Raw genomic sequence first — 24482 nt, 5'->3', positions numbered from 1 at the left:
AGAATTGGGCACAACAAAGACGGATTCTGGCACAACAACAACAAAATTCTCCCCAGCCCTTTCCATCCGTGTTTTCTCCTGAAATATGATATACTTAAACTACTAATATAGTTGGACGGAGGAGAAGAGATGTCTGGGATTACCCATTTTAATGTCGGAGAAACAATCGATTTACCCCTTTTAATTAAACAAATGACCAAAGGTACGACAAATACAGGAAAGCCGTTCTTAACGCTGATTCTGCAAGATAAGAGTGGAGATATGGAAGCTAAGCTTTGGGATGCTTCTGAGCAGGATGAGAAGGCATATCAGCCTGAAACGATCGTAAAGGTTGTTGGAGACATACATAGTTACCGTGGAAAGAGTCAGCTCAAGATCAAGCAGATTCGCCCCGCTTCCCCGGCAGATGGTTATGCCATTTCCGACTTCCTGGAAACTGCGCCGGTGAGCATAGATGAAATGACGAGTAAGATCACTCAGTATATATTTGAAATGAGAAACCCGAATATTCAACGCATCACAAGACACTTGATTAAAAAATACCAAAAGCCTTTCCTGGAATATCCTGCGGCTACTAAGAACCATCACGAATTTGTATCAGGACTTGCGTATCACGTTGTCTCGATGCTGGATCTTTCAAAGGCGATTGCAGGATTGTATCCTTCCCTTGATTCGGATCTGCTCTATGCGGGAGTGATCCTACATGACTTAGGGAAAGTCATTGAGCTTTCAGGTCCAACCTCGACAACATATACGATCGAAGGAAATCTGATTGGCCATATTTCGATCATGGTGAATGAGATCGGAAAAGCTGCAGACGAGCTTGGAATTGAAGGAGAAGAAGTGATGATCCTTCAACATCTGGTACTGAGTCATCATGGGAAAGCGGAGTGGGGAAGTCCTAAGCCGCCACTCATTCGTGAAGCAGAAATCCTTCATTACATCGATAATGTGGATGCAAAGATGAATATGTTGGACCGCGCATTGGAACGGGTGAAACCAGGGGAATATACAGAAAGGGTATTTGCCCTTGATAATCGTTCATTCTATAAACCAACTTTTCATAAATAGGTAATAATTGGCCCCGGTGGATGGATCGGGGCCTTTTACAGCAGAATAAAAGTTTAAATCTGGTTATGTTTCATCTCTTCACCACATATAGTGTAAATAAAAGAGGACAAACCTATAAGGAGATGAAGCAAATGACACTACCTATCTGGATGTACTTGGTTGTAGCAGGGATTTTCGGGAGTGCCTTTATGACGATTAAATCAGCTAAGGAAGAAAAGAACATGGAAGACGAGTGGATTGAGAAAGAAGGAGAAGTCTACATTCATCGTATGGAAGAGGAGAAGCAGCGAAGACGTCAATTATTGTCTTGATTATCACACACATAAATGAAAAGGACTGGCGGATTTAATCCGTCAGTCCTTTTTGGTCTATTCCTCCGCAGGTGCCGGAGCTTCTTCTCCTTCAGGTGCAGCAGGAGCCTCTCCGCCTTCAGGTGCAGCAGGAGGATTGAGCACTTGATCAAATGCTTTTTTGAGATCTTCATCTTTAATGTTTAAGTCAGCTTTTTCGATTTCAGCTTTCATGGCTTCCTGGATTTTTTGAGGATCCACTTTTGAAAGCTTCAATTCTTTTTCGATTTCCTTTTTCATCTCGTCAAAGGATTTCTTTTCTTTTTTATCTGTCACTTCAATGATGTGGTAGCCATATTCTGTCTTGATCGGCTCACTCACTTTTCCTTTTTCTAAAGTGTCCAGAGCTTTAGAGAATTCAGGTACGAAGTTTTTGCGACCTGCATTGTCTACCCAGCCTAAGCTTCCGCCATTTTCAGCAGATCCAGGATCTTTGGAGTATTCTTTTGCAAGTTCTTCAAACTTTCCACCATCAGCCAATTTTTGTTTTACTTCTTTGGCGGTTTTTTCATCATCCACAAGAATGTGACGGACTTGAATGTCAGGCTTCCATGTCTCGTAGTATTCCTTTACTTCTTCATCTGTTACTTTCACGTCAGAAATCGCCGCTTTTTCTTGAAGTAATTGAAGCTTTAAGTATTCTTTAAACGATTTTTCATCAAGATTATATTGTTGTAAGAACATTTCAAATTGAGGTCCCAATTGATCTTTGGCTTCATTCAGCTTTTCATCAACTTCCTCTTTTGACACGTCATACTTTTCTTCAAGTACTTTAGTGTAAACCAGTTCCTGAAGGGCTTGTTCCATTTGTGGAGTGAATTTTTGCTTCATTGATTTGTAAAGTTCATCTTTTGTTACGTCTCCAGCTTTTGTTGTTGCAACAACGTCACTGTTACCTTCAGCACCGTCTCCGCTGCATCCTGCAAGTCCAACGACTCCCGCAGCCAATGATACTGTAATGATCCATTTTTTCATGGTGACCAACTCCTACAATATATTCGTTTGATGGCTTGTCAAATTTCCACAAAATATACTATAACATACTTTTTCCATGAAAAAAAATATTTTCCAAACTAATCTTCAGAAAAATGGGCATTTTACACACCCATTTCCTAGGTACTTTCATATGATAAGAGCGAAGAGAGAAAAGGAGGTAATAAATATGAGCTGTGGACACAATTCCGGATTCGCGTTAATCGTAGTGCTGTTCATCTTATTAATCATCGTTGGTGCCGCATTTATTTGCTAAAAAATAAATTTATGACATTAGCCTAAAACAAATGGCAGCTAACTTGAATAAGATAAAGTAGCGCTTCAAAGGAGGTGGAAAGTTATGGGTCACGCATACGGCGGAGGTTTCGCGTTAATCGTAGTACTGTTCATCCTGTTAATTATTGTAGGTGCAGCATGGCTATAATTTAGCCTCAGGGTTTAAAGTTTTCGGATAAAGACTGTAGAGGGGGCAATACCTTACGATAGGCGGCCCCTTTTGCTTTATTCCTATTTAGGCGGCTTTTTCATACATGAAAGGAGGAAGCGCAGATGTCAGGTGCTTACGGCGGAGGATTTGCGTTAATCGTTGTTCTATTCATTTTGTTAATCATCATTGGTGCAGCATACGTTTGCTAATTTGAATAGTTAAGCAAAGCCGATCCGTAAAATCCGGATCGGCTTTGTTTTATCCATTTTCATGTTCTATGTATATAGTATTTCTATATAAGAAGAAACCAGTAAGATGGTGATTAGAATATTGATGGTTCTAAACACCTTAGGTTGGCGTTCTTCAGGTATTTCTTTTTGTAAACATAATGCATTTGTCATTTTATTTATATAAAATAAGATGAAAACTGCAAACACTAAAAACATGGAGATCATCCAAACCCCTCCCCGTTATCTCCTATAAGCTATACATTACCAAATTATTTCTCTAAATGGTAGCGAGAGTATTGCTGAAATCGTGCGAAAAAGACTTTTTCGCATGATTTGTTCCATTACGCCCAAGTGCAAGTAGGTATTTTTGAGCACGTAAAACGAAGAATCTCCTAATAAAAATAGAAGGATGATTTCCTCCATCGAGTGTATGTTTCAATGGTCATCCATCATCCTTACTGATAAATCAATATTTCGTATCCATCATCATTCTCTTCAATCAATGCATTCTTTGGTGAATCCATTAGTTGTCTCGCATAGATGAAGTCAATGGCGCAGATTCCTGAATGGAATGCAAGCAGCATTGAAAAGTAATGAGAGTAGTGTGGGAAATAGATGCATCCGTATAGCAAAATGCCGTTCAGTATGAAGAATGGTGCCACCAGTGCAAGCATATAACGGAATTTTGAAATAGGCTGATCCACCCGCAATGAAACAATCGGTAATAGATATAATTTTCGATTGCATCTACACTTTATTTTTTTCACAAAGGGCAGAATGGGTACAATGTGAAAAAACTTATGCAATGGATATATACTCAACAGTCCTATTAAGAATCCAAGGAAATGGTTATCATAGAACGCGCTTGGAAATAGTAAGTTAATTGGTACGTATATTAATGAGAATACCATCATCATGATAATGGATGAAAGTAAAAAGACTCGGTAAAATCCGAATTGTCTTTCCAGATTAATTGTTTTCCAGCAATGCATAAAAAAATCGCCTCCATTAGACGAGTAAATCTTAGATAAGTGCTTTACATACTTTATTACGATTGCCGGAAAAAATCAATACATTTTGCTATGATTTTTTCTTATTTTTTAAGCGGAGTTTTTGGGACAGGTATGTTATAGTTTTGTACAATGAGAGTATGAGAATTTGTGCAATGATTGAAGGGTGATGAATATGAATGAATTAATGAAACGTTTAGAGAAACTTGAGTATTATCAACGATTGATGGCGGATATGATTCCCGAAAATGGCTTTCCATTTCATCGATTAATCATTCGTAATGGTTTGTCGGAGAGAGAAGTGAAGGAGTTCTTTCTTACTTGTGATAGATTGAGCATGAAACTTGAAAAGCAAAAAGCGGAAGGATTCGTGTACAATACTCCGCTTTTCAAAGAGTTTGAAGAAGAGCTTCATTCAAAGCTGAAGGTTCAGGAAGTGGTGGATGGCTGTTTAGCTCAAGACCTATATCCAGCTTTGATGAAACTGTTAAAGAAGAGCTTGTAGATCAAGCCAGTTCTTCTTCATCTTGAAATAGTTCTCCCAGTTTTCCGTTATCATCAGAAAAATCATTTTCAATATTATGAAACGATTTTTCAAATATCTCCATAAAATCATTTCCATATATATTTCGTACGACGGTCATCATCTCGATCATTTCAGGGAACTTTCCATATAATTCTCTTAATGGAGAAACTCCTTGGAAGATTGAGTGACTCTCAGGCTTATAGTTCTTCATTAGTTCGAGAAGGATCTTTTCCCCTTTATCCGTCAATTGAATATAGGTGTTCCGTTTATCGTTCTCCCGTTTAGAAAACTGCAGTAATTCCCGTTCTTCTAATTTCTTGGAGAAGTTAAATGCAGTCGAAACATGCATGACACCAAACTTGGCTACATCTGAAATGGAAGCACCCTTTAAATGATACGCAATCCAGAGAATATGATGTTCGTTAATATTTAAGTCGTATGGCTTTATCCATTGCTGCCAGTCCTTTTCTATGGCCTTCCACAGAGCTTTACTGAGCTGGGCCATTCTTTGACTGAAGAGCATAGCCTCTTTCAAAGTAAATTCTCTTTCCTTCATCTCATTCACCCACTTTGCTAGAAAATCTTTTTTGAATTTAAGTAGTACGAAAATAACTCACCAAAACAACTATCATAAAAAAGAAAGCGCTTATATTTTATTATGCCAATAAAGTAATAATTAATAAAGGTTAAATTGACAAAATTTTTAGAAGTATATAATTTTTGGCTGCTACATCCTTTGAAAAACAGTGGTTGATGGGTGAATGAATACTGTGATGACGGGATTTGTACGTGTAATCATTATATTGAAAGAAAAGAAAGGAGAATATATAAATTTTTTTATTTTTCTGCAGAAACGTTTTAATCCCCCTAATCCAATTAAAAGAAAAGCCCCGCAGCCTTCCATCATCATAAGTAAATGGAGGGATACGGGGTTCTAGTTATTGATTCGTCGTATTTGCTGAGTTAATCGATCTTTCCAAGTCTTCAATGGTTCTTTGAATGGATTGAATCTCTTCTTGAAGTCGTCGATTATTTGGTTCTGTTGAAGCCTGCCATTGCTTGAATGAAGCTTGAAGATCCTTTGAAAGCTGCAGGACCGTTTCTTTTCCTTCTTGAGACAGGGTGCCGATGGATTCTTTCAGTTCACCAATATGGAGCTTCATCTCCTCGATTACTCCTGTCCAATCATCCTTCTTGTCTTTAATTTGTGCCCGGATTTCTTTCCCTGATGAAGGAGACGTGAGAAGGGATGCTACTCCTCCAACCACTCCACCAATTAAAAGTCCGTAAGCAAGAGATTTTTTGTTCACTATGATCACCTCGTTCTTCTATTTCTATAATACTCTATTTCTACAATCAACATGTATTCTCCTTTTCCCTTTTAGAACAGATTAAAACAAGTGAATTCATAACCTGCTTATCTTCAGCATAAAAATAAAGGTAAGAGGTGGAGTAAAGGAGGAGGTTCTAAGTAATGGACGGGATAATCTTTGGGTTCTTTGCTCTCTGTGGCGTACTATTTCTAAGTATGGTGTATAACTTCATTACCATTCAAAGGCCGGGAATGTATCCTCCTAAGAATATATTGAAAAAGCGTGCTGCCATCTTGGGGTCCGGTGGGGTGATCACCTTTTTAATTGGGGTACTCTTGTGGGTTGCAGTCAAGTAAGGAATAGAAAAAGCCCTCCATTTAATGATGGTAGCACATTAAATGGAGGGCTTTACTATAATTTAATTTAGGATAGCTGTTCTGTTGTAACAGCTTCTCGAATGGTTGAACGTTTTAAAATCCCGTTAATGATTGGATACACCACAAACATTGCTCCAGCGTTAACAAGTGTAGCCGGAAGTACGACTGCTGCAAATAAAGCAAAGAATGCTCCAGGCAGACCGACAATCACATAAGCAGAAAGTAAGAAAACACTTCCTGATACGAGTGTACCAATAGCTGTTAATATAGAAGCTCCTACAAGTGAACGAGTGATTTTTTTAGTAGCCAGGAAAAGTCCGTAAAAAACGAATGCCGTGATCGGTTTATCGATCAGGTTAGGTAAGAATCCACCAGGGAACTGTGTTGTTAATCCTGAAATGACCCCTGTTAATAAACCTAATAGTAATACGTTTTTCTTAGCTGGAAATAATATAATGCCTAGAAACATCATTGTCAGCATCATATCAGGCTTCATCCCTAAGAATATTCCCGGGATCACTGTGTGCAGGACGGCTCCGATCCCTACTAATAATGACAGGGATACAAGTGTTTTTGTATTCATTTCTCATCTCTCCTCAACTAAACTATACTATTTGCTTCTCCTAATGTGCACTGTTGCCATTAGCGAAAAGATAGGTACATTATAACATACCGAGAGTTGTTGTCAAAGATTAATTATTCTGAAAAAAAGCCTGATCTAAGGGGATCAGGCACTCTGCTTTATGACAGATGCTGTGCAATGGATTCAGCAATTCCTTTCAGATCTTCTTGAGTGTAGTCATCATTATGTGTCTTCCAGACGGCTCCGAAGCCATCTCCATGGCCGTAGCGGGGAATGAAATGCATGTGGAAATGGAAGACCGATTGTCCTGCTTCTTCACCTGCATTGCTTAACAGGTTCATTCCGACGGGGGTAAACTCGGCCTTGATACTGTCAGCAATCTTAGGAGCAACGGAGAAGAGGTGGCTTGCTATATCAGGAGTCAGTTCATAGATATTTTCTTTATGTACTTTAGGAATAAGTAATGTATGGCCTTTTGTCACTTGGCTAATATCAAGAAAAGCAAGGACATGCTCATCCTCGTACACTTTCATTGCAGGGATTTCACCGTCGATAATCTTGCAAAAAATACAGTCACTCATTGTTTACTCCACCTTTCAATAATGGCATTTTTATGTATTTTATCATGAAAGAGAAAATAAATGAAGAAGAGACAGGAACGATTTTCCTGCCTCTCTTCTTGAAGGGGTAATACTATAAAGGTTTATATGTCAGGCTTCATTCTCCTTGATAAACACCTCATTCGCTAGTAGCTTCTGTAGTGATACATTCTTAAGTTAGAATGAAAATTGTTCAATGCGACCATCCCCTTATCTTTTCGCTATTTAAGCAATTCAGACAATAGAAACTGTTAGCCGTCTTGGACAAACACCTCATTTGCTATAAGGATGATATGTGTAAACCATTAGAAACATGAATGACTTTGTGCAATGTGACCATCCCCTTATCTCCTAAGCTTAATCAGCTAATAAAGTAAGTTGATTCAGTCAAAATGTGCTTTAACAAACACCTCATTTATCAATTTTTTGAACAAATGAATATGGTGTGTGTGTCATTCACTATAGAAGACGACAATCCTTACAGTCGCAAACAATAGTGAAATCGGTTAGCTGGTCTTTAACAACCATCCCCTTTTTCTTATTGCTGGCCCCTTCAAATATTATGATGTGCAAATCGTGTATTATTATGAATGTTAAAATGTGGAATGAGAAATTGGATTAACAATGCCTTTACCATGAAATTTTGATAAAATAGAGAAAACCATTAGAAGAGAAAGGACGTTGCTGCTCGTGTCATTATTAGAAATCAAACACCTGGTTGGCGGATATACCCGAAAACCGGTCTTAAAGGATATATCATTTTCCATACATTCAAATGAAATTGTCGGATTAATCGGCCTGAACGGGGCAGGGAAAAGTACGACTATCAAGCATATAATCGGTCTCATGGAAGCAAAGCAAGGAGAAGTGTCCATTAATGGTCATACCTTGAAGAGTGATGCCGATCAGTATCGAAAGCAGTTTTCATACATACCGGAAACACCGATTCTTTATGATGAGCTTACCCTTGAAGAGCATTTAAAACTGACGGCCATGGCCTACGGCTTATCGGAGTCTGAGTATAAAGGAAGAATTGATAAACTGTTGAAGGCCTTTCGTATGGAGAAGAAGATGAGCTGGTTTCCTGCACACTTTTCAAAAGGGATGAAACAAAAGGTGATGATCATGTGCGCTTTTCTAATTCAGCCCAGTCTCTATATCATTGACGAGCCGTTTGTTGGATTAGATCCACTCGGAATTCAGTCACTGCTTGACTGGATGCAGGAGATGAAGCAAAACGGTGCCGGAATACTGATGTCGACGCATATTTTAGCAACGGCAGAGAGATATTGTGACTCATTCATCATTCTTCATGAAGGGAAAATTCGCGCAAAAGGTACGCTTCAGGAACTTCGTACCGAATTCTTCATGCCGGATGCGACCTTAGATGATATTTATATCCAGCTGACAAAGGAAGAATCTCATGATGAATAATGTTGAAAGTATTTGGAAGAAACGAATCGTAGAGTATAATCAAGAGCTTCAAAAGTACTTGAAATACATGTTTAACGATCATTTATTATTCGTCCTGATTTTTGCATTGGGAGGAGCAGCGTATACGTATAATCAGTGGGTGAAAACCCTGGATCCGGCTTTTCCTGCACCACTCATCATGGCGGTGATTCTGGGTCTCTTATTGGCATGGAGTCCCGTTTATACGTTTTTGAGGGAAGCGGATGCCGTGTTTCTTCTGCCATTAGAGGGGCGCTTATCAAGCTATTTCACCAAATGCATCTGGATTAGTTTCATGTTTCAATCGTATATTCAACTGCTCGTACTGGCTGCACTCATGCCGATGTATGTAGCGGTATCAGACAGCAGCTTTGGAAGCTTCTTTCCGTTACTTGGCTTTGTATTAGCCTTAAAGGTATGGAACCTATATGTACGCTGGTTTATGCTGCGCTTTCAGGAAAGGGAAGCTCACCTGCAGGACAGCTTTTTGCGTTTTTTATTAAGCGGTACTCTCGTGTTCTTAGTATTATCAGGAGCTGACATTTGGATGATCACGGTCGTTGTCTTCATTATGCTCGGATATGCGCTCTACTTTTATCAATCAACAAAAGGAAAAAATCTTAAATGGGATTTGTTAATCAACTTGGAGGAGCAGCGGATGCTGATCTTTTACCGGATCGCCAATATGTTCACTGATGTCCCTAAGCTGAAAGGAAAGGTGCACAGGAGAAAATGGCTTGATGGAATTGTGAAAACATCATTCACCCAAGCATCAACCTATCGCTATTTGTATCTTCGCTCATTGGTGAGAACAAGTGAATATTCAGGTCTTTATCTTCGTTTGACCTTGATCGGCGTTTTGCTGATTTATTCAAATTCGTCCTTTATTTTCAGCATTCTGACTGCTTTGGTGTTTCTGTATTTAACCGCTTTTCAGCTCATACCAATGTTTAAACGGTTTGATTATAAAATCTGGGTGCTCATTTATCCCGTCTCAAGGGAATTGAAGAAATCATCCTTCCAAAAAATCATGAATCAGGCGATGATGATCCAAGCGGTTGTATTTTGCCTTCCTTTATTCATTAAGGGGGCTTGGGTGGAAGGAGTGATTACCCTACTCGTTGGGCTGTCATTCTCCATATTGTTTAGCCAATTTTACTTAGTTCAGCGATTGAAAAAGATGGAAGAAACATTATTTTAGTGAAACAATCCAGTAGGAAGAAACGTATAGAATGAGTAAGCCGATAAAAAAGGACGGTGGTTCAGTGTGAACCATGAAAAAGAAGAGCTCGATTCCTGGAAACGTAAGTTCAGTAGAAAATCGTCTATCTTTCAACGGGTTTCTAAACAAGCTCAAACAAAAGTGAATCAATTGATACCTGAGAAAGCGCACAAATTGGTAACGGAAAGCATTAAGAGAATGGTAGAAGTTACGTTAAAGGGCAGTGAGTGGGTACCTCTTCATCAGATATCATTGAGGCCTTCATTAGAGGGAAGAGAAAGGCTAATGATGGAACGAATGGAATTTTACCGAAAAGCTGCGACGATTGAAGGAGCAGGAACTGGTGCAGGTGGAATCTTTCTCGGTTTGGCAGATTTTCCGTTGCTTTTATCAATCAAAATGAAATTCCTAAGCGAATGCTCTGCCATTCATGGGTATGATGTAAAACAATATGAAGAACGACTGTTTCTTTTGTATGTGTTTCAACTGGCATTCTCCAGTGATTCTCATAAAAAACATGTCCTGTACATCATCGAAAACTGGGATGAGGAAAAAGAAAAGCTAATGGAATTGGACTGGCGAACCTTTCAACAGGAGTATCGGGATTACATTGATTTCGTGAAATTGTTTCAACTCATTCCGGGAGTAGGAGCTGTCGTTGGGGCCTATGCAAACTATCAGCTTCTTGATCAACTGGGGGAAGTGGCAAAATTTGCTTATCGGATTCGGTACTTTAATGAATTAGAATAGTAGTGAGGGAAGGTCGATCGTGATGGTCGATCTTTTTTTGTGAGCTGGGCTTTACGGGAAATGAACGCTTTTTTTATTTCCTTTGAATATTCAGGTATAGTTAGGAAGTACGGTTACATTGATTTAGAGAGGTGTTTAGATGAACAAACGTAAAAAGGGATTGAAGCTGTTAGGACTTATTCTATTCTCATTCTTCTTCTTTTTAGCCGGGGTGTTTCACTTTATTGAAGCTCAAGGATTTGCCCGAATGATTCCTGAAATCATCCCCCTAAGAGAAGAAATCGTTTATATTACGGGAATGATTGAATTTATATTAGCTGTGCTGCTGCTCATTCCAAAGACACGGGAAAAAGCCGGAATCATCACAGCGATTTATTTAGTTCTCATCTTTCCTGCCAACATCTATGCGGCCATTAAAGGAATTCCAGCTCCAGGGAATGAAGAAGCGAATGTAGTGCTGCTATGGGTGAGGTTATTGTTTCAACCGCTCCTGATCTGGTGGGTATTGGTGGTAAGTAAGATCGAGAAAAATCATCGCTTTTACTAAGAGTAAAGGATCAGGCCCTTATCATATGGCACCTGATCCTTTTTTATGTGTTAATTTGTCAGCGTCGATTCTGTGACAGAATGTCTTTGTTGATATTGAATGACAGCAGACGCCAGTGATTTAGCGGCTATAAGAAGAGCTTTTTCGTTAATATCAAACTTTGGATGATGGTGGGGGAAGGCAACTTCAACATTTTCCGGCTTGGCTCCCGTAAAAAAGAAGGTACCCTTTACATGTTCTAAGTAATGAGAGAAATCCTCCCCGCCCATTTGCATTTCAATTTCTTCCACTACATGAACTTCATCGACTGTATCCACACTTTGAATCAATAGATCCGTTTCTTCAGCGTGATTAACGACAGCAGGATATCCGCGTTCATACACATATTCATACTCACAACGGGCTGAAAGACATGCACCTTTCAAGATCTGTTCGATTTCTTCTTCAATAAAGTCTCTGACCTCAGGATTGAATGTACGGACTGTTCCAATGAGTTTAGCGGAATCGGCAATCACATTAAATGCGTTTTCTGCCATAAACGAACCGATTGTCACAACGGCAGATTCAATCGGATTCACTCTTCTGCTGACAATTTGTTGAAGCTCTGAAACGACTTGAGCTCCTATCACGATGGAATCCTTTGTTTTATGAGGTTGTGCCCCGTGACCGCCGGACCCCTTGATTACAATTTCAAATCTATCAGCAGCAGCCATTATTGGACCTGTTCGATATAAAACCTTTCCAAGCGGTTCACTGGACCATAAATGAGTTCCGAAAATAACATCCACTCCATCGAGGCAGCCCGCTTCAATCATGGGTTTCGCTCCGCCCGGAGCATATTCTTCCGCATGCTGATGAATGAGAACCACAGTACCTGAAAGCTTACTACGCATTTCATGGAGGGTTTTACCCAATACTAACAGGGTTGCTGTATGGCCGTCATGACCACATGCATGCATGACTCCTGGAACGGTGGAGCGATATTCCACATCCTTTTCATCCTGGATGGGAAGGGCGTCAAAATCTGCACGGAGGGCCACCGTTTTACCTGGGAGAGCCCCTTCGATTCTTGCGACTACCCCATTGCCGCCGACTTGTTCCTTAACCGGTACGCCGATGCTTTTGTAGTAATCAGCTATGTATGCAGCTGTATTTTTTTCTTGGAAGGATAATTCAGGATGTTGATGAAGATATCTTCTGATCTCAACCATTTCTATCCAACGTTCTTCTAATTTCTGATATAATTCATTCAGCAAGTGCACAACCTCCTAGTATTTGATGAATATTACGAATATTATAACACTAAATATTGAGAGGGAAGTAGTCAGAGTGAAATTCAAGGAGGATCAAGATGAAGAAGTTTCGATACATAACGGCCATCATTTCATTTGTACTGTTTATGACTATCGCACATTTTGTTTTTTATGAGATGGAGATTTTAGGTGATGAGTATCTCTTGTCCAGCATGAGCAACCTTCACTTAATAGAATCGTTTTCCGTAATCGGTACTGAAATAGTGATCGGGATCGCATCCATCGCCCTTATTTTATATCTTTGGTGGGTCAAGAAGGACTATGTTGGAATCATCACCGTTGTTGTGCTGGTAGCTGGAAGTAACGTGCTAAATAAAACCATCAAAGGCTTGATGGAAAGAGAAAGACCTCCATTTTCACATGGCGAGGAAGGGTTCAGTTTTCCCAGCGGCCATGCCATGGTAGGACTGGTCTTCTTACTCGTCATTGCATACTTCATTAGTAGAGAGATCTCTTCAACTGGAATGAAAGTGAGCCTCTTTATCCTGTCCATCATCCTTTCCATGTTGACAGGGCTCAGCAGAATAGTGGAACAGGCTCATTATCCATCAGATGTCGCAGCCGGATACCTGCTCGGATACTCCTTTTTCGTACTGTGCATCTTTCTCTATGAGAAGCGGCCGAAACAAGATAAATAGAGGGACGGACCTTATACAAGGTCCGTCCCTCACTATGTTCAAATCAAGAACATCGCCACAATTGTAGTTGCTATTAATCCGATGGTAACAGGAAGCATGTTACGCCGTGCGAGTTCGAATGGATCGACTCCACAGATGGCGGCAGCTGGGATGAGGGCCCATGGGACAAGTGTTCCGCCGCCGACCCAGATGGCTGCCACTTGCCCGAGGGCGGTTAGGGTAGCGACACCGGACCCAATGCTATCTGCGAATAGATTGGCTACGGAACCAGCAAGGGAGATGCCGGAAAAGCCGGATCCGTCGAGACCCGTGATCGCTCCAACGGTCGTAAGGGTGATCGCTCCGACTGCTGTAGAAAGGGGAACGATGGCAGCAAGGGATGCCCCGAGGTCATTGACGATTCCTTGTGATGTTGAAGGTAGGAAATCGCCGATAATCGTTTGAAACCCAGAGTCTCCCAAGTAGAAGAAAGCAGCGATTGGAATCACGGGACCAAAGACTTTAAATCCAAACTGAAAACCGTCAATCATGAAGCTCGTCGTTTTCTCCAATCCCTTTCCTTTAAAGGCAGCCAATGAAATCAAGAGAAGTATGATGATGGATGTTCCACCGATCAGTGCGGTTGCATCTCCTCCTTGAAGGTCAAATAAAACCATAGCGGTAATATCCAGGGCAAATAAAATAGGGATAAGAATGGCAAACGTTCTTTTCCATCCTGTAGATAACAGGTTAGGTGACTCCTCCTGAACCTGGCCGATGGACGCCAGGGAGCTCGAATCCACCGAAAGGATTCCCCGCTTCATATCTCTTTTAAGGAAAAGGAACGCAGTAACAGTTGTGACGACACCCATCACGATAATAAGGGGGATACTTGCAGAAATAACATCTGATACAGGTATGCCTGCTGCGTCGGCAGTTAACTTCGGAGCAGCCTGAATGACAAAGTCACCTGAAAGGGCTATACCGTGACCGAATAAGTTCATGGCCATGGCGATTCCAAGAGCAGGTAATCCGACTCTAAGGGCGACTGGTACTAATACTGCACCCAAGAGGGCTACTGCAGGCGACGGCCAAAAAAACCAAGAAATAAACATCATCACAAGACCGATTGTCCAGTAAGCCAGGGCCGGTGTCCGGATGAACTTTGTAAACGGGCGGATCATGACATCGTTAATACCGGTGGTCGTCAGTCCTTTACTCATCGCTACGATAATGGATATCACGAGAATGGTAGACAGCAGTTCGGTGATGGCGAATATAAAGCTATTAAATATACTACTAATCGATCCGCTTAGAGACCCTGTTGCCACCAGGGCAATACTGAAGATCCCCAGGATACATACGATCGTGGTGTCTTTCCGAAAAATCATGAATAGGATGATGAATCCTATGAAAGCTAAATAAATCCAATGAAGAGCTGTTAAATCAATCCCCATTAGAAAAAACCTCCTCTAAATCGTTCCTCAAACTTAGGCATATGCCCTGATCTGTACTATAGATTATGAAAATAGTGAAAAGGTGTGATGCAAAGTAGAAACATTTTTTTCCGTCTCGAGACTGAGGCAAAATCATGCCGATGCTCCTCAAATACGTTGAGAAACCAATCTATAATGAAAGAAGTAACAGGAATTTATCCATTAATAGCGAAACTAATAGTAGATGTAAAGGTGGTGTTGGGATGAGGTATAAGGGAAGAAAACAATGGTTTTTCTCGTTCATGTTGATGGCGATAGGATTGTTGTTATTACTATTGAATATTGGTGTCATTTCCTTGGAAATAACGCAGATATTTGTCAATATTATTCCGATTTTGTTGTTACTCCTTGGCTTGAAGTGGACGGTAGACAGTTTTTTGAAGGAAAGCTTTTGGAAATTACTGTTTGGACTATTCAGTATGGTGTTAGGGGGGCTCATTATACTCGATGGGTACGATGTAGTGGATTTCGACTATGGAAGCTGGTGGAAACTATGGCCTCTCTTTATTATTGCCATTGCCATTAATAGAGTGGGAAGAAATAAACCCATCAAGATTAGCATAAGCAATGAATCGCCAAATAAAGAGGAGACATCTCACATAGGTTTTGAAAATCAGCCGTTGGGGGAGAAATTCCTTCAAAAGAAGAATAAAATGAACAAAGGGTTTATTGTCGGGGATATACGTTTTTCTGAGCCTAACTGGCCGCTGGAATCAATGAATCTTTACAATGCCATTGGAGATTACTATTTTGACTTTAGTAAGGCTTTTATACCAGAAGGGGAAACTCCCATTGATATTAAGGGCTGGATTGGTGATGTAAAGATGATCATTCCAGAAAACGTTCCAGTGGAGATCACCTTGAAAGTGCAGGTAGGGGATATTAAATTATTCGACCAAAAGTCTGCTGATATTCGTTCCGAGCTTTATTACCGTTCGCCTGAATACGAGCACGCAAGCAAAAAGATCAAACTGAACGTTAATGTAAAAATAGGATCGATTCGAATCAGCCGAGTGTGATCAGAGACCGATTTATCCAGTGAAAGGAGGGGAGAACGTGGAAAAGTCATCAAATATTCGCAACTGGATTTTTAAAAGCTTTTTCATGATGTCCACCATGGCTGTCTTGCTTTTCTTTATTTCCTTGCAGGTCTATCTGTACTTAGCTGAAAACCCAAGCTTTTCCCTTCAGGTTTCACTATATTTAACCATTTGGCTGGCAAGCATTCTTCTATTATTAAGCATATATTTCGGATTTCGCACAGGATATACATTTAAAGGAAGAATTGATGATATTTCCACCTTTGTAACGCTGTTAAGAAGCGGGAAGTTTTCTGCCAGGGTGGACCGATTCGAACACGATGAGCTTGGGGTCTTATCGGATGAATTAAATCAACTTGCTGTGTTCATTCAAGAACAGGTGAAATCACTCCAGAGGTTAGCCGATGAAAAATCCGAGCTTGCCGACCAGGCTCATCAAGCAGCTGTCATGGAAGAACGGCAAAGACTGGCGAGGGATTTGCATGATTCAGTCAGTCAGCAATTATTCGCATTAAATATGCTATCTTCTGCCGCGCAAAAAAGTATCGGGACAGACTCTAAGAAGGTTGAAATGATCGTTAAACAAGTAGCAGACATTGCGGGAAAAGCGCAAGGGGAGATGAGGGCTCTTCTTCTTCATTTACGACCGATCGATTTAAAAGGTGAAAGTCTTTGTGAAGCCTTAACCATTTTAATTAGAGAATTAAAGGAAAAAACACAAATCGAAATCGAAGCAAGTCTAGATGGGATTGAGAATCTTTCAAAGGGAACGGAAACCCATATGTTCAGAATTATTCAGGAAAGCCTCTCCAATATCCTTCGTCACTCTGAGGCAACGAAAGTAAAGATTGTGACGGAGAAAAAGGACGGGTATGTCACGTTGTACATTAGTGACAATGGAAGAGGTTTTAACCTGAGAGAAAACAAGATGACATCTTACGGACTTCAGACAATGAGAGAGCGGGCCGAGGAAATCGGGGGATTGTTTCAAATACGTTCTAAAGAGAAAGAAGGAACGTATATTGACCTGAGAATTCCAGTCTAAATCAAAGGGGGAAAACAGGTGGATAAGGTAAAGGTGATGATTGTAGATGATCACGAAATGGTTCGATTAGGAATGAAAACCTATTTGCTGACAGAAGATCGGATCGAATTCCTTGGGGAAGCAAAAAGCGGAAATGAAGCGGCTCAGCTTGCGAAGCTGTATATGCCTGATGTGATTCTGATGGATTTATTGATGGAGAACGGGAATGGTATCGAGGCAACCAAGAAAATCCTAACTTTTCATCCTGACTGTAAAATTATCATACTTACAAGCTATTATGATGATGAAAAAGTGTTTCCCGCCATTGAAGCAGGAGCACATAGTTATTTATTGAAAACGGCAAGTGCCGAAGAAGTGACATCGGCTGTTTATAAAGCGGTGAAGGGGGAGTCTGTCATTGCCTCCAAAGTGGCAGATAAAATGATGAACCGATTCCGCCCTCAGGAAGTATTGCCTCATGAAGAGCTGACGTCGAGAGAAATGGATGTATTGAAATGCCTGGGAGAAGGGATGACGAATCAGGAAATATCTGAAGAGCTTTTCATAGGGGTCAAGACTGTCAAAACACATGTAAGTAATATCCTGAGCAAGCTTGGAGTGGCCGATCGTACGCAGGCAGCCATTTATGCAAATCGAAACGGAATCTTGTATAAAGCTGGTAGTAAAGAGTAGAGAAGCTTTTGCGAGAAGAATCTATATTGAAAAAAGCAAGGGGGCTTAGTCAAGGGGAATGGAATGATTCCCCTTGACTAAGCCCCTTTGCGAAAACAAAACATTTCTTAGAATGTAACAGGTTTACTTAATTTTAATCGAGAAGATAGAATGGATTCTGTTGAAGCGATGGTGGCGAATTCATGATGAAGATTAGCCAGTGACAGACCGTGAACAATTTCTGCGGAAAATAAGGAACCGTCATAGGAATATGTTTCAAAGCATGCTGTGGCATCAAAAGGAACCGTCACATCATACCCTAAGTTCTGAGCCATGCGAACCGTTGTGGATACACAGTGATTCGTCGTGAAGCCCATCACTACAAGGGATGTGAATTTTTCCCTTTTTAAATATAAATCCAGGTCCGTATCGATAAAGGCGCTGTTAACGTGCTTAATGATTTGCTTTTCATTTCGTAAAGGACGGAATTCGTCTATAAAATCGAAACCTGAGCAGCTTGAATGCAGTTGTGATTCCATATCATTGGAAGAATGCTGTACGTGAACGACGGGCCATGCCTTTTCTCTCCATGCGCGAAGAAGCTGATAGGCGTTTTCTTCCATACCCGGATTATTCCGCTTTCCCCATGAAGGATGACCAAATGCCTTTTGAAAGTCAATCAGAAGCAAACACGTTTGACTCACCGGTACTCAACTCCTTTCATATAGGGTAATGTAAAGTAAATATCTATCCAATACGATAAAGTATACTGTTAATAATTTGTAATTATGTATGTACACCTTAAGTGTAATTGTTAAGATTGAAAGGTTTGAATATCAGGATAATAAATAAGCTGCCAGAAATATGGCAGCTTGGTTCTTACTCTTCTTCTGTTACATGATAGTCACTAACATAGGAAGCGCGGGGAAAGATGTCTTTCTTATTATCAATTCCTTCTTCCGTGCCCCGCTTTTCATGAGCTTTTTTGTATTGATCTGACTCCTGCCAGGCAATGAAGTTTCTCTCGTCTTCCCATAGTGTCATAATCACATATGTATCCGTGTCTAATGGGCGAAGAACCCGGATAGCCGTAAAGCCTGGAACTTCTTCGATCAATCCTGCACGATTTTTAAAGCGGTACTCAAATAGTGGGCGACCTTCATCTGTAACAGGAATGTTATTGAAAACCACATATCCTTTATTTTCAAGCTCACCGGATTGATCGACAATTTCATATTTGCGGGGGGATTCAAAGACACTCTCTCCTTTTGTCTCATGGAGCAGCATGGCATCTTTTCCCTGCATTAAGATCATCTTTTCATCTGAATGCCGATCCATTAATTTTTTTAGAAATTCATGGGTTCCCGTTGTTATATAAACCTTCATCCAAATCACCTCAATTAGTTAGTTATCTCTAGTATACTCTTCCCTAATCCTTAGCTCATGTAACATGATTTATGGATATTTTTTCATCCCCCCTGAAAATCGGCAAATTTATGACATTTTCCCTTGATAACTATACAATTCTCTTTAAAACGTCTATAGTTTAAAAGGGTTACAATTCGTACGGTCATATTATAAATAAGACAATTTCAGAATCTACTCAAGTTAGTATACAATGGGAATAATGGAGTTACATAGAAAGGTGGACGAACAAAGGTATGAAACAAATGAATGATACATTTTTACGAGCAGCAAGGGGAGAGAAGACGGACTATACTCCGGTTTGGTATATGAGACAAGCTGGGCGTTCACAACCTGAATACCGCAAAATCAAAGAGAAGTATTCTCTGTTTGAAATTACACACCAACCTGAGCTTTGCGCATATGTGACAAGGCTGCCGGTGGAACAATATGATGTAGATGCAGCGATCCTTTATAAAGACATTATGTCACCACTTCCGTCTATAGGAGTGGATGTAGAAATCAAATCAGGAATCGGGCCCGTGATCGATAATCCGATTCGTACGACAGCGGATGTTGAGAAGCTGGGAGAAATCGACCCTGAAAATGATGTTCCTTACGTATTAGATACCATTAAATTATTGACTGTTGAGCAACTGTCCGTGCCGTTGATCGGTTTTGCCGGTGCACCTTTTACAATGGCAAGCTACATGATTGAAGGCGGTCCGTCGAAAAACTATAATAAAACAAAAGCGTTCATGTATGCAGAGCCACAAGCCTGGTTTGCTTTAATGGATAAACTGGCAGCTATGACAGTGACGTATGCGAAAGCTCAAATCAAAGCAGGGGCGTCTGCTTTCCAAATTTTCGACTCATGGGTCGGGGCATTGAATATACAAGATTATCGTACATTCATTAAGCCGGTCATGGAGAAGATCTTTACAGAATTGAAGGAAGAGAACGTACCATTGATTATGTTCGGTGTTGGTGCAAGTCACTTGGCGAATGAATGGCATGACCTTCCTCTTGATGTAGTTGGTTTAGACTGGCGCCTGCCGATTAAAGAAGCAAGGGAAAGAGGCATTTCCAAAACGGTAATGGGAAATCTGGATCCTGCGATTCTGTTAGCCCCCTGGGAAGTGATCGAAGAAAGAGCCAAAGAGATCCTTGATCAGGGAATGGAGCTTCCTTCTCACATCTTTAACTTAGGACACGGGGTATTCCCGCAAGTTAATCCGGACACATTAAAGCGTCTGGCAGCTTTCGTACATGAATACAGTGCCAGGTAGAGCACATTCATACGTGTGTAACCATGGATTCATATGAAGAAACATGGCACAATAATGGAATGTATGATACTGATAACGAGGTGAAATGGTATGACAAAGAAGAAAATGGGTCTATTGGTGATGGCCTATGGAACTCCATATAAAGAAGAAGATTTGGAACGTTACTATACTCACATCCGACATGGAAGAGCTCCCTCTGCTGAACTGCTGGAAGACCTCCGTGGACGCTATGAAGCCATTGGTGGGATTTCTCCACTGGCAAAAATCACCCTGGATCAAGCGAAGAGTCTTGAAGAACATTTAAACAGCATTCAGGATGACATTGAGTTTAAAATGTATCTTGGTCTGAAACATATCGAACCTTTCGTGGAAGACGCTGTTGAACAGATGCATAAAGACGGCATTCAAGAAGCCGTTTCGATTGTACTTGCCCCTCATTTTTCAACGTTCAGTGTTAAATCCTACAATGGACGCGCGAAGGAAACGGCAGAAAAGCTGGGCGGGCCTCACATTACATCGGTTGAAAGCTGGTATGATGAACCTAAATTCATTCAGTATTGGGTGGATAGAGTGAAAGAAACCTATGCAAGCATGTCTGAAGAAGAGCGTAGCAATGCTGTCCTGATCGTATCTGCTCACAGCCTTCCCGAACGCATCCTGCAATCAGGCGATCCGTATCCAATGCAATTAGAGGAAACAGCGAAGATGATTGCTGAGGGAGCAGGCGTGAAGGAATATGCAGTAGGCTGGCAAAGTGAAGGAAACACTCCTGATCCATGGTTAGGTCCTGACGTTCAGGATTTAACCCGTGATCTTTATAAAGAAAATGGATACAAGACATTCGTCTATACGCCTGTAGGCTTCGTATCCGATCATCTTGAAGTTCTATTTGACAACGATTATGAATGTAAAGTGGTAACAGATGATATTGGAGCTTCGTACTATCGTCCGGAAATGCCGAATGCCAAACCTGAATTCATCGATGCAATGGCAGATGTCGTGTTAAAACACCTTAAATAATTTCTCGTTTTTGGCTGAACCAAAGGAAGGACTGAAGCATATGAGTTCACTCTCACCGCTTTAGTCCTTCTCTATTGTTCAATAAGATCTATTGTTAAAGAAGGCGATGAACGTGTTGGAACAACAAAATAAAAGAGTCGTTATCATAGGTGGAGGGATCACCGGATTAACGACTGCGTACTACCTGCAACAGGAAATAAAAGATAAAAACCTTCCCATCGAAGTGAAGCTTTTGGAAGCAACCCATCGACTCGGTGGAAAAGTACATACCTTGAAAAGGGACGGTTATGTGATCGAAAAGGGACCGGATTCATGTTTAGCCAGCAAACCAGAAGTCTCCCGCTTAGCGGAACGACTGGGAATCGAGGATACACTCATCCATAACCGTAAAGGCACGTCCTTTGTGATAGCGGGAGGTGAGCTGTACCCTATACCAGGTGGGTCCATCGTAGGTATTCCAACCCAGATCGCCCCATTTATTACGACCAGTTTGTTTTCATTGACAGGGAAGATGAGGGCTGCCGCCGATTTCGTGCTTCCCCGCTCACAGAAAACAGAAGATCAGTCACTGGGGAAATTCTTTAGAAGAAGAATGGGGGATGAAGTCGTTGACCATTTGATTGAACCACTCTTAACGGGAATTTTTGCCGGAGATATCGATCAATTAAGCTTAATGTCAACTTTCCCGCAACTTTATGAATTGGAACAAAAACATCGTAGTTTAATTGCAGGTATCAAAAAGAGTGGCCACTCTGCCAACACGGATGAAAAAGGAAACTTCCTTACATTCACAGGAGGGCTTCAATCCTTGATCGACGCCATGGAGGCGGGACTGGATCCGAACACGGTATACAAAAGCATGAAAGTAACCAGCATAGAAAAAGAAGACACCAATGTTTACACGATTACCTTCACAAACGGTGAGCAGTTGGAAGCCGACAGCGTAATCGTCACCACACCTCACCATGTAGTACAATCCATGTTTCCCACGTATCCTTTCTTAACCTTTTTAAAAGAAATGCCGGCTACATCCGTGGCAACCGTAGCAATGGGGTTTGCACGAGATGCCATAAAAAAAGACATCGCCGGCACGGAATTCCTTGTATCAAGAAACAGTGACTATTCCTTGACGGCGGGAACCTGGACTCATAAAAAATGGCCACACACTGCACCGGAAGGAAAGGCACTATTGCGATGTTACCTGGGTAAATCCGGTGACGAAACCATCGTCGATTTATCCGATGATGAAATTGAGCAGATTGTCCTTGAAGATCTGAGCAAGGTCATGGATATAGAGGGTGAACCTGAGTTTACAATCGTGTCCCGTTATAAGAACTCCATGCCTCAATATACAGTAGGCCACAGGGAACGTATCCGGGACATGTATAAACAGGCTGAAGCAAGTCTGCCTGGACTTTTTATAGCAGGGAGCTCATATGAAGGAGTAAGTATCCCGGACTGTATCGAGCAGGGGGAAAAGACTGTATTGAAGGTATTGGAATTTTTGGAATAGGTTCATGGAGGCCGCCTGGATGGCGGTCTTTTTGTCGAATTTCCTTTAAGCGGAAACTACAAAAAACCTCCTGCTTACAACAGGAGGTGCATCACTCATTTCACGACCCGATACCTGGAATGCTGCAACATCCAATTCTGGGGGAAGGCAGAACCGAGTACCCAGTAGCTTAAGCCTCGCAGTCTATATTCATCCACCGTTTTCTGTTTGGCCAGCATGCTTCTGGCGTCTTCAAACCAAACTTCATGCTTTTGACCGGTTTCGTCCCAATAGGTAAAATAGGGGGATTGATATACGTCATTGTATTGAATCCTCACGCCGTATTTGCTCGCGAGATCAAGTGCTCCTTGAGGGGAGACGGTTTTCGCGATGGTTCCGTCGACCCATGGAACTTTCCAGTCGCGTCCGTAGAGGGGGGCCCCCATCATGATTTTGTTTCTCGGGATGACGGTGACGGCGTAATCAAGCACTTTCTTCACTTCATTGATCGGGGCAATCGCCCAGGGTTTGCCGCCTGCCCATCCCCATTCGTATGTCATGAGTACTACAAAGTCGACAATTTCTCCGTGTGCTTTATAGTCATGGGCTTCATATAAAAGTCCTTTTTGATCAGCTTTAATTTTAGGTGCAAGGGCCGTCGACACAGAGTATCCTTTAGGTTTTAGTGCTGCAACGGTTCTTCTTAAGAAAGTATTATAATTTTCCCGGTCCTCGGGATATACATATTCGAAATCAAAATTTACACCTTTATAGCCCTTCGACTCCATCTTCTTTAAGATGGAAGAGATTAAGGTGTTTTGCAGAGTTTCACTTCTTAGAATGGTGGCAACAAGATCAGAGTCGAATTTTCCACCTGTGAAATTTGTGAGAACCAGTAAAGGGTCGACGTTTTGGTTATATGAGGCTGAAATAAGAGCACTATCATTTAACTCAGTGACCGAACCGTCTTTTGTAATAGAGTACGTAAAGGGAGTCAGGTAGGTGAAATAGCTGCCCAAACCGTTCACTTCCGCTACCCCTTCACTGTCTGTCCGGGTAATATAGGCATTTACTTCCGTCGTGAGTTTCGTGTTTGGAATCCTGATTTGCTGGTTTGGATAAATGAGAGAAGGATTCGAGATAGAATTTGCCTTCAAAATGTCCTGAAGAGGAACCTTATAATTATAAGAAATGACATAAAGTGTCTCACCCGATTTTACTGTATGGATAAAGGAAGGCATAACAATCAATTGACCAACGAATAGCATTGAAGGATCTGAAATTTGATTGAAATCGATCAATTCTTTTAAACTTATATTGTACTTTTGGCTAATGCTATACAAAGTGTCTCCTGGTTGCACGATATATTCTTTTAAAGGTTCCGGAATGAGAAGACTTTGTCCAATCACGAGAATATTGGGGTTTTTTAATTGATTTCCGTAAGAAATTTGATTGACTTCGACACCATATCTCTGTGCAATCGACCAAAGAGAATCCCCGCTCTTAACAACATAAATATTCATAAGACACCTCCAAACAAACCTTATCTTTATAGCCTATTCAGAAGGGCTTATTCTATATGAAGGATGAATGGTATACGAAAAGAAAAAAATCACTTGTGTATTGGCAAGGGATATGATAAATTAATTAATGTTAATAAAGTGA

General features: G+C 41.0%; 30 protein-coding genes. 18 read left to right on the top strand and 12 right to left on the bottom strand.

Annotated elements, in window-relative coordinates; all coding sequences use genetic code 11:
* The first annotated feature begins 129 nt into the window (after positions 1–129).
* Together yhaM and ACFQWC_RS10080 are read left to right on the top strand one after the other, a co-directional pair.
* Entirely contained in the window at positions 130–1071 is a 942-nt protein-coding gene (gene yhaM / locus ACFQWC_RS10085; protein WP_044337794.1) for a 3'-5' exoribonuclease YhaM, read from the top strand.
* 131 nt (positions 1072–1202) lie between these two features.
* Positions 1203–1382, top strand: coding sequence for a sporulation YhaL family protein (locus tag ACFQWC_RS10080; RefSeq protein WP_299739985.1), 180 nt, complete (start codon positions 1203–1205; stop codon positions 1380–1382).
* A 57-nt stretch (positions 1383–1439) separates the two neighbouring features.
* Here ACFQWC_RS10080 and ACFQWC_RS10075 read toward each other — a convergent pair whose 3' ends face one another.
* A complete protein-coding gene (locus ACFQWC_RS10075) occupies positions 1440–2396 on the bottom strand; it encodes a peptidylprolyl isomerase (protein WP_299739987.1) in 957 nt (318 codons plus the stop codon).
* Between the two features lie 187 nt (positions 2397–2583).
* Here ACFQWC_RS10075 and ACFQWC_RS10070 point away from each other — a divergent pair, with 187 nt between their 5' ends.
* The 3 genes from ACFQWC_RS10070 to ACFQWC_RS10060 all read left to right on the top strand — a co-directional run bounded on the left by ACFQWC_RS10070 (position 2584) and on the right by ACFQWC_RS10060 (position 3050).
* Positions 2584–2670, top strand: a complete 87-nt coding sequence (locus ACFQWC_RS10070) for a YjcZ family sporulation protein (RefSeq protein WP_299741273.1) — start codon at positions 2584–2586, stop codon at positions 2668–2670.
* An 84-nt stretch (positions 2671–2754) separates the two neighbouring features.
* Entirely contained in the window at positions 2755–2838 is an 84-nt protein-coding gene (locus tag ACFQWC_RS10065) for a YjcZ family sporulation protein (protein WP_060670486.1), read from the top strand.
* Positions 2839–2963: 125 nt separating this feature from the next.
* The gene (locus ACFQWC_RS10060) at positions 2964–3050 is read left to right on the top strand and encodes a YjcZ family sporulation protein (protein WP_082051156.1); all 87 of its coding nucleotides are present in this window, start codon (positions 2964–2966) and stop codon (positions 3048–3050) included.
* 66 nt (positions 3051–3116) lie between these two features.
* Here ACFQWC_RS10060 and ACFQWC_RS10055 read toward each other — a convergent pair whose 3' ends face one another.
* Together ACFQWC_RS10055 and ACFQWC_RS10050 are read right to left on the bottom strand one after the other, a co-directional pair.
* Positions 3117–3296: a hypothetical protein gene (locus ACFQWC_RS10055; protein ID WP_299739989.1), complete on the bottom strand. Its 180-nt coding sequence runs from the start codon at positions 3294–3296 to the stop codon at positions 3117–3119.
* Between the two features lie 230 nt (positions 3297–3526).
* Positions 3527–4063: a DUF3267 domain-containing protein gene (locus ACFQWC_RS10050; RefSeq protein WP_299739991.1), complete on the bottom strand. Its 537-nt coding sequence runs from the start codon at positions 4061–4063 to the stop codon at positions 3527–3529.
* A gap of 193 nt (positions 4064–4256) precedes the next feature.
* On the opposite strand from ACFQWC_RS10050, the gene ACFQWC_RS10045 reads away from it, so the two are divergent.
* Complete coding sequence (locus ACFQWC_RS10045; protein ID WP_299739993.1) at positions 4257–4586, top strand: DUF1878 family protein; 330 nt, start codon at positions 4257–4259, stop codon at positions 4584–4586.
* Between the two features lies 1 nt (position 4587).
* Here ACFQWC_RS10045 and ACFQWC_RS10040 read toward each other — a convergent pair whose 3' ends face one another.
* Together ACFQWC_RS10040 and ACFQWC_RS10035 are read right to left on the bottom strand one after the other, a co-directional pair.
* A complete protein-coding gene (locus ACFQWC_RS10040) occupies positions 4588–5163 on the bottom strand; it encodes an HTH-type transcriptional regulator Hpr (RefSeq protein ID WP_044337788.1) in 576 nt (191 codons plus the stop codon).
* 382 nt (positions 5164–5545) lie between these two features.
* Entirely contained in the window at positions 5546–5917 is a 372-nt protein-coding gene (locus ACFQWC_RS10035; RefSeq protein WP_299739997.1) for a YtxH domain-containing protein, read from the bottom strand.
* Positions 5918–6081: 164 nt separating this feature from the next.
* Between ACFQWC_RS10035 and yhzF the strand changes: the two genes are divergently transcribed.
* Entirely contained in the window at positions 6082–6276 is a 195-nt protein-coding gene (yhzF, locus tag ACFQWC_RS10030; RefSeq protein WP_044337786.1) for a membrane protein YhzF, read from the top strand.
* Positions 6277–6343: 67 nt separating this feature from the next.
* Here yhzF and ACFQWC_RS10025 read toward each other — a convergent pair whose 3' ends face one another.
* Both ACFQWC_RS10025 and ACFQWC_RS10020 read right to left on the bottom strand, forming a co-directional pair.
* Positions 6344–6880, bottom strand: a complete 537-nt coding sequence (locus tag ACFQWC_RS10025; protein ID WP_299740003.1) for a tryptophan transporter — start codon at positions 6878–6880, stop codon at positions 6344–6346.
* A gap of 158 nt (positions 6881–7038) precedes the next feature.
* Positions 7039–7461 carry an HIT family protein gene (locus tag ACFQWC_RS10020; protein WP_299740005.1) on the bottom strand — a complete coding sequence of 141 codons (423 nt, stop codon included), beginning with the start codon at positions 7459–7461 and terminating at the stop codon, positions 7039–7041.
* Between the two features lie 708 nt (positions 7462–8169).
* Here ACFQWC_RS10020 and ACFQWC_RS10015 point away from each other — a divergent pair.
* The 4 genes from ACFQWC_RS10015 to ACFQWC_RS10000 all read left to right on the top strand — a co-directional run bounded on the left by ACFQWC_RS10015 (position 8170) and on the right by ACFQWC_RS10000 (position 11450).
* Positions 8170–8913, top strand: a complete 744-nt coding sequence (locus ACFQWC_RS10015; protein WP_299740006.1) for an ABC transporter ATP-binding protein — start codon at positions 8170–8172, stop codon at positions 8911–8913.
* A complete protein-coding gene (locus ACFQWC_RS10010) occupies positions 8906–10132 on the top strand; it encodes an ABC transporter permease (RefSeq protein WP_377107072.1) in 1227 nt (408 codons plus the stop codon). The genes ACFQWC_RS10015 and ACFQWC_RS10010 overlap by 8 nt, the downstream gene beginning before the upstream one ends.
* A 66-nt stretch (positions 10133–10198) precedes the next feature.
* Positions 10199–10903, top strand: a complete 705-nt coding sequence (locus tag ACFQWC_RS10005; protein WP_299740010.1) for an EcsC family protein — start codon at positions 10199–10201, stop codon at positions 10901–10903.
* Between the two features lie 139 nt (positions 10904–11042).
* Positions 11043–11450, top strand: coding sequence for a DoxX family protein (locus ACFQWC_RS10000; protein ID WP_299740012.1), 408 nt, complete (start codon positions 11043–11045; stop codon positions 11448–11450).
* 50 nt (positions 11451–11500) lie between these two features.
* On the opposite strand, the gene ACFQWC_RS09995 is transcribed toward ACFQWC_RS10000, so the two are convergent.
* Positions 11501–12706, bottom strand: coding sequence for a M20 family metallopeptidase (locus ACFQWC_RS09995; protein ID WP_299740014.1), 1206 nt, complete (start codon positions 12704–12706; stop codon positions 11501–11503).
* Between the two features lie 95 nt (positions 12707–12801).
* On the opposite strand from ACFQWC_RS09995, the gene ACFQWC_RS09990 reads away from it, so the two are divergent.
* Positions 12802–13401 (top strand): phosphatase PAP2 family protein, encoded by a 600-nt coding sequence (locus tag ACFQWC_RS09990; protein ID WP_299740016.1) that lies wholly within the window; start codon positions 12802–12804, stop codon positions 13399–13401.
* Positions 13402–13439: 38 nt separating this feature from the next.
* Here the strand turns inward: ACFQWC_RS09990 and ACFQWC_RS09985 are convergent, their stop codons facing one another.
* Complete coding sequence (locus ACFQWC_RS09985; RefSeq protein ID WP_377107069.1) at positions 13440–14837, bottom strand: hypothetical protein; 1398 nt, start codon at positions 14835–14837, stop codon at positions 13440–13442.
* 242 nt (positions 14838–15079) lie between these two features.
* On the opposite strand from ACFQWC_RS09985, the gene liaF reads away from it, so the two are divergent.
* Genes liaF through ACFQWC_RS09970 form a run of 3 tightly spaced genes read left to right on the top strand, consistent with a single transcriptional unit; the run spans position 15080 to position 17633 of the window.
* Positions 15080–15895: a cell wall-active antibiotics response protein LiaF gene (liaF, locus tag ACFQWC_RS09980; RefSeq protein WP_299740020.1), complete on the top strand. Its 816-nt coding sequence runs from the start codon at positions 15080–15082 to the stop codon at positions 15893–15895.
* A 37-nt stretch (positions 15896–15932) separates the two neighbouring features.
* Positions 15933–16961, top strand: coding sequence for a sensor histidine kinase (locus tag ACFQWC_RS09975; RefSeq protein WP_341357756.1), 1029 nt, complete (start codon positions 15933–15935; stop codon positions 16959–16961).
* An 18-nt stretch (positions 16962–16979) separates the two neighbouring features.
* Positions 16980–17633: a response regulator gene (locus ACFQWC_RS09970; RefSeq protein WP_299740024.1), complete on the top strand. Its 654-nt coding sequence runs from the start codon at positions 16980–16982 to the stop codon at positions 17631–17633.
* 107 nt (positions 17634–17740) lie between these two features.
* Here ACFQWC_RS09970 and ACFQWC_RS09965 read toward each other — a convergent pair whose 3' ends face one another.
* Entirely contained in the window at positions 17741–18316 is a 576-nt protein-coding gene (locus ACFQWC_RS09965; protein ID WP_299740026.1) for a cysteine hydrolase family protein, read from the bottom strand.
* A 175-nt stretch (positions 18317–18491) separates the two neighbouring features.
* The gene (locus ACFQWC_RS09960; RefSeq protein ID WP_341357757.1) at positions 18492–18998 is read right to left on the bottom strand and encodes an antibiotic biosynthesis monooxygenase family protein; all 507 of its coding nucleotides are present in this window, start codon (positions 18996–18998) and stop codon (positions 18492–18494) included.
* A gap of 275 nt (positions 18999–19273) precedes the next feature.
* Between ACFQWC_RS09960 and hemE the strand changes: the two genes are divergently transcribed.
* The 3 genes from hemE to hemY all read left to right on the top strand — a co-directional run bounded on the left by hemE (position 19274) and on the right by hemY (position 22838).
* On the top strand, positions 19274–20305 hold the full coding sequence (hemE, locus tag ACFQWC_RS09955) for a uroporphyrinogen decarboxylase (RefSeq protein WP_377107065.1): 1032 nt from the start codon (positions 19274–19276) through the stop codon (positions 20303–20305).
* A gap of 90 nt (positions 20306–20395) precedes the next feature.
* Positions 20396–21325, top strand: a complete 930-nt coding sequence (hemH, locus tag ACFQWC_RS09950; protein ID WP_299740032.1) for a ferrochelatase — start codon at positions 20396–20398, stop codon at positions 21323–21325.
* 115 nt (positions 21326–21440) lie between these two features.
* Positions 21441–22838, top strand: coding sequence for a protoporphyrinogen oxidase (gene hemY / locus ACFQWC_RS09945; RefSeq protein ID WP_341357981.1), 1398 nt, complete (start codon positions 21441–21443; stop codon positions 22836–22838).
* Positions 22839–22933: 95 nt separating this feature from the next.
* On the opposite strand, the gene ACFQWC_RS09940 is transcribed toward hemY, so the two are convergent.
* Positions 22934–24340: a LysM peptidoglycan-binding domain-containing protein gene (locus ACFQWC_RS09940; protein WP_341357758.1), complete on the bottom strand. Its 1407-nt coding sequence runs from the start codon at positions 24338–24340 to the stop codon at positions 22934–22936.
* Positions 24341–24482 lie beyond the last annotated feature (142 nt).

This window comes from Rossellomorea sp. GCM10028870, assembly GCF_042666755.1.
Lineage (GTDB): Bacteria > Bacillota > Bacilli > Bacillales > Bacillaceae_B > Rossellomorea.
The sequence above is the reverse complement of the archived record's forward strand: the minus strand, read 5'-3'. Positions and strand labels throughout refer to the sequence as shown.

What these genes read in the sequence shown, in the direction of transcription:
- ACFQWC_RS09990 (WP_299740016.1), top strand. Translation starts at nt 12,802, where the DNA reads ATGAAGAAGTTTCGATACATAACGGCCATCATTTCATTTGTACTGTTT.
- hemH (WP_299740032.1), top strand. Translation starts at nt 20,396, where the DNA reads ATGACAAAGAAGAAAATGGGTCTATTGGTGATGGCCTATGGAACTCCA.
- ACFQWC_RS10025 (WP_299740003.1), bottom strand. Translation starts at nt 6,880, where the DNA reads ATGAATACAAAAACACTTGTATCCCTGTCATTATTAGTAGGGATCGGA.
- ACFQWC_RS10070 (WP_299741273.1), top strand. Translation starts at nt 2,584, where the DNA reads ATGAGCTGTGGACACAATTCCGGATTCGCGTTAATCGTAGTGCTGTTC.
- ACFQWC_RS10050 (WP_299739991.1), bottom strand. Translation starts at nt 4,063, where the DNA reads ATGCATTGCTGGAAAACAATTAATCTGGAAAGACAATTCGGATTTTAC.
- ACFQWC_RS10010 (WP_377107072.1), top strand. Translation starts at nt 8,906, where the DNA reads ATGAATAATGTTGAAAGTATTTGGAAGAAACGAATCGTAGAGTATAAT.
- ACFQWC_RS10075 (WP_299739987.1), bottom strand. Translation starts at nt 2,396, where the DNA reads ATGAAAAAATGGATCATTACAGTATCATTGGCTGCGGGAGTCGTTGGA.
- ACFQWC_RS10060 (WP_082051156.1), top strand. Translation starts at nt 2,964, where the DNA reads ATGTCAGGTGCTTACGGCGGAGGATTTGCGTTAATCGTTGTTCTATTC.
- yhzF (WP_044337786.1), top strand. Translation starts at nt 6,082, where the DNA reads ATGGACGGGATAATCTTTGGGTTCTTTGCTCTCTGTGGCGTACTATTT.
- ACFQWC_RS10045 (WP_299739993.1), top strand. Translation starts at nt 4,257, where the DNA reads ATGAATGAATTAATGAAACGTTTAGAGAAACTTGAGTATTATCAACGA.
- ACFQWC_RS10065 (WP_060670486.1), top strand. Translation starts at nt 2,755, where the DNA reads ATGGGTCACGCATACGGCGGAGGTTTCGCGTTAATCGTAGTACTGTTC.
- ACFQWC_RS10040 (WP_044337788.1), bottom strand. Translation starts at nt 5,163, where the DNA reads ATGAAGGAAAGAGAATTTACTTTGAAAGAGGCTATGCTCTTCAGTCAA.
- ACFQWC_RS09985 (WP_377107069.1), bottom strand. Translation starts at nt 14,837, where the DNA reads ATGGGGATTGATTTAACAGCTCTTCATTGGATTTATTTAGCTTTCATA.
- yhaM (WP_044337794.1), top strand. Translation starts at nt 130, where the DNA reads ATGTCTGGGATTACCCATTTTAATGTCGGAGAAACAATCGATTTACCC.
- liaF (WP_299740020.1), top strand. Translation starts at nt 15,080, where the DNA reads ATGAGGTATAAGGGAAGAAAACAATGGTTTTTCTCGTTCATGTTGATG.
- hemE (WP_377107065.1), top strand. Translation starts at nt 19,274, where the DNA reads ATGAAACAAATGAATGATACATTTTTACGAGCAGCAAGGGGAGAGAAG.
- ACFQWC_RS10055 (WP_299739989.1), bottom strand. Translation starts at nt 3,296, where the DNA reads ATGATCTCCATGTTTTTAGTGTTTGCAGTTTTCATCTTATTTTATATA.
- ACFQWC_RS09960 (WP_341357757.1), bottom strand. Translation starts at nt 18,998, where the DNA reads ATGAAGGTTTATATAACAACGGGAACCCATGAATTTCTAAAAAAATTA.
- ACFQWC_RS09940 (WP_341357758.1), bottom strand. Translation starts at nt 24,340, where the DNA reads ATGAATATTTATGTTGTTAAGAGCGGGGATTCTCTTTGGTCGATTGCA.
- ACFQWC_RS10080 (WP_299739985.1), top strand. Translation starts at nt 1,203, where the DNA reads ATGACACTACCTATCTGGATGTACTTGGTTGTAGCAGGGATTTTCGGG.
- ACFQWC_RS10020 (WP_299740005.1), bottom strand. Translation starts at nt 7,461, where the DNA reads ATGAGTGACTGTATTTTTTGCAAGATTATCGACGGTGAAATCCCTGCA.
- ACFQWC_RS10000 (WP_299740012.1), top strand. Translation starts at nt 11,043, where the DNA reads ATGAACAAACGTAAAAAGGGATTGAAGCTGTTAGGACTTATTCTATTC.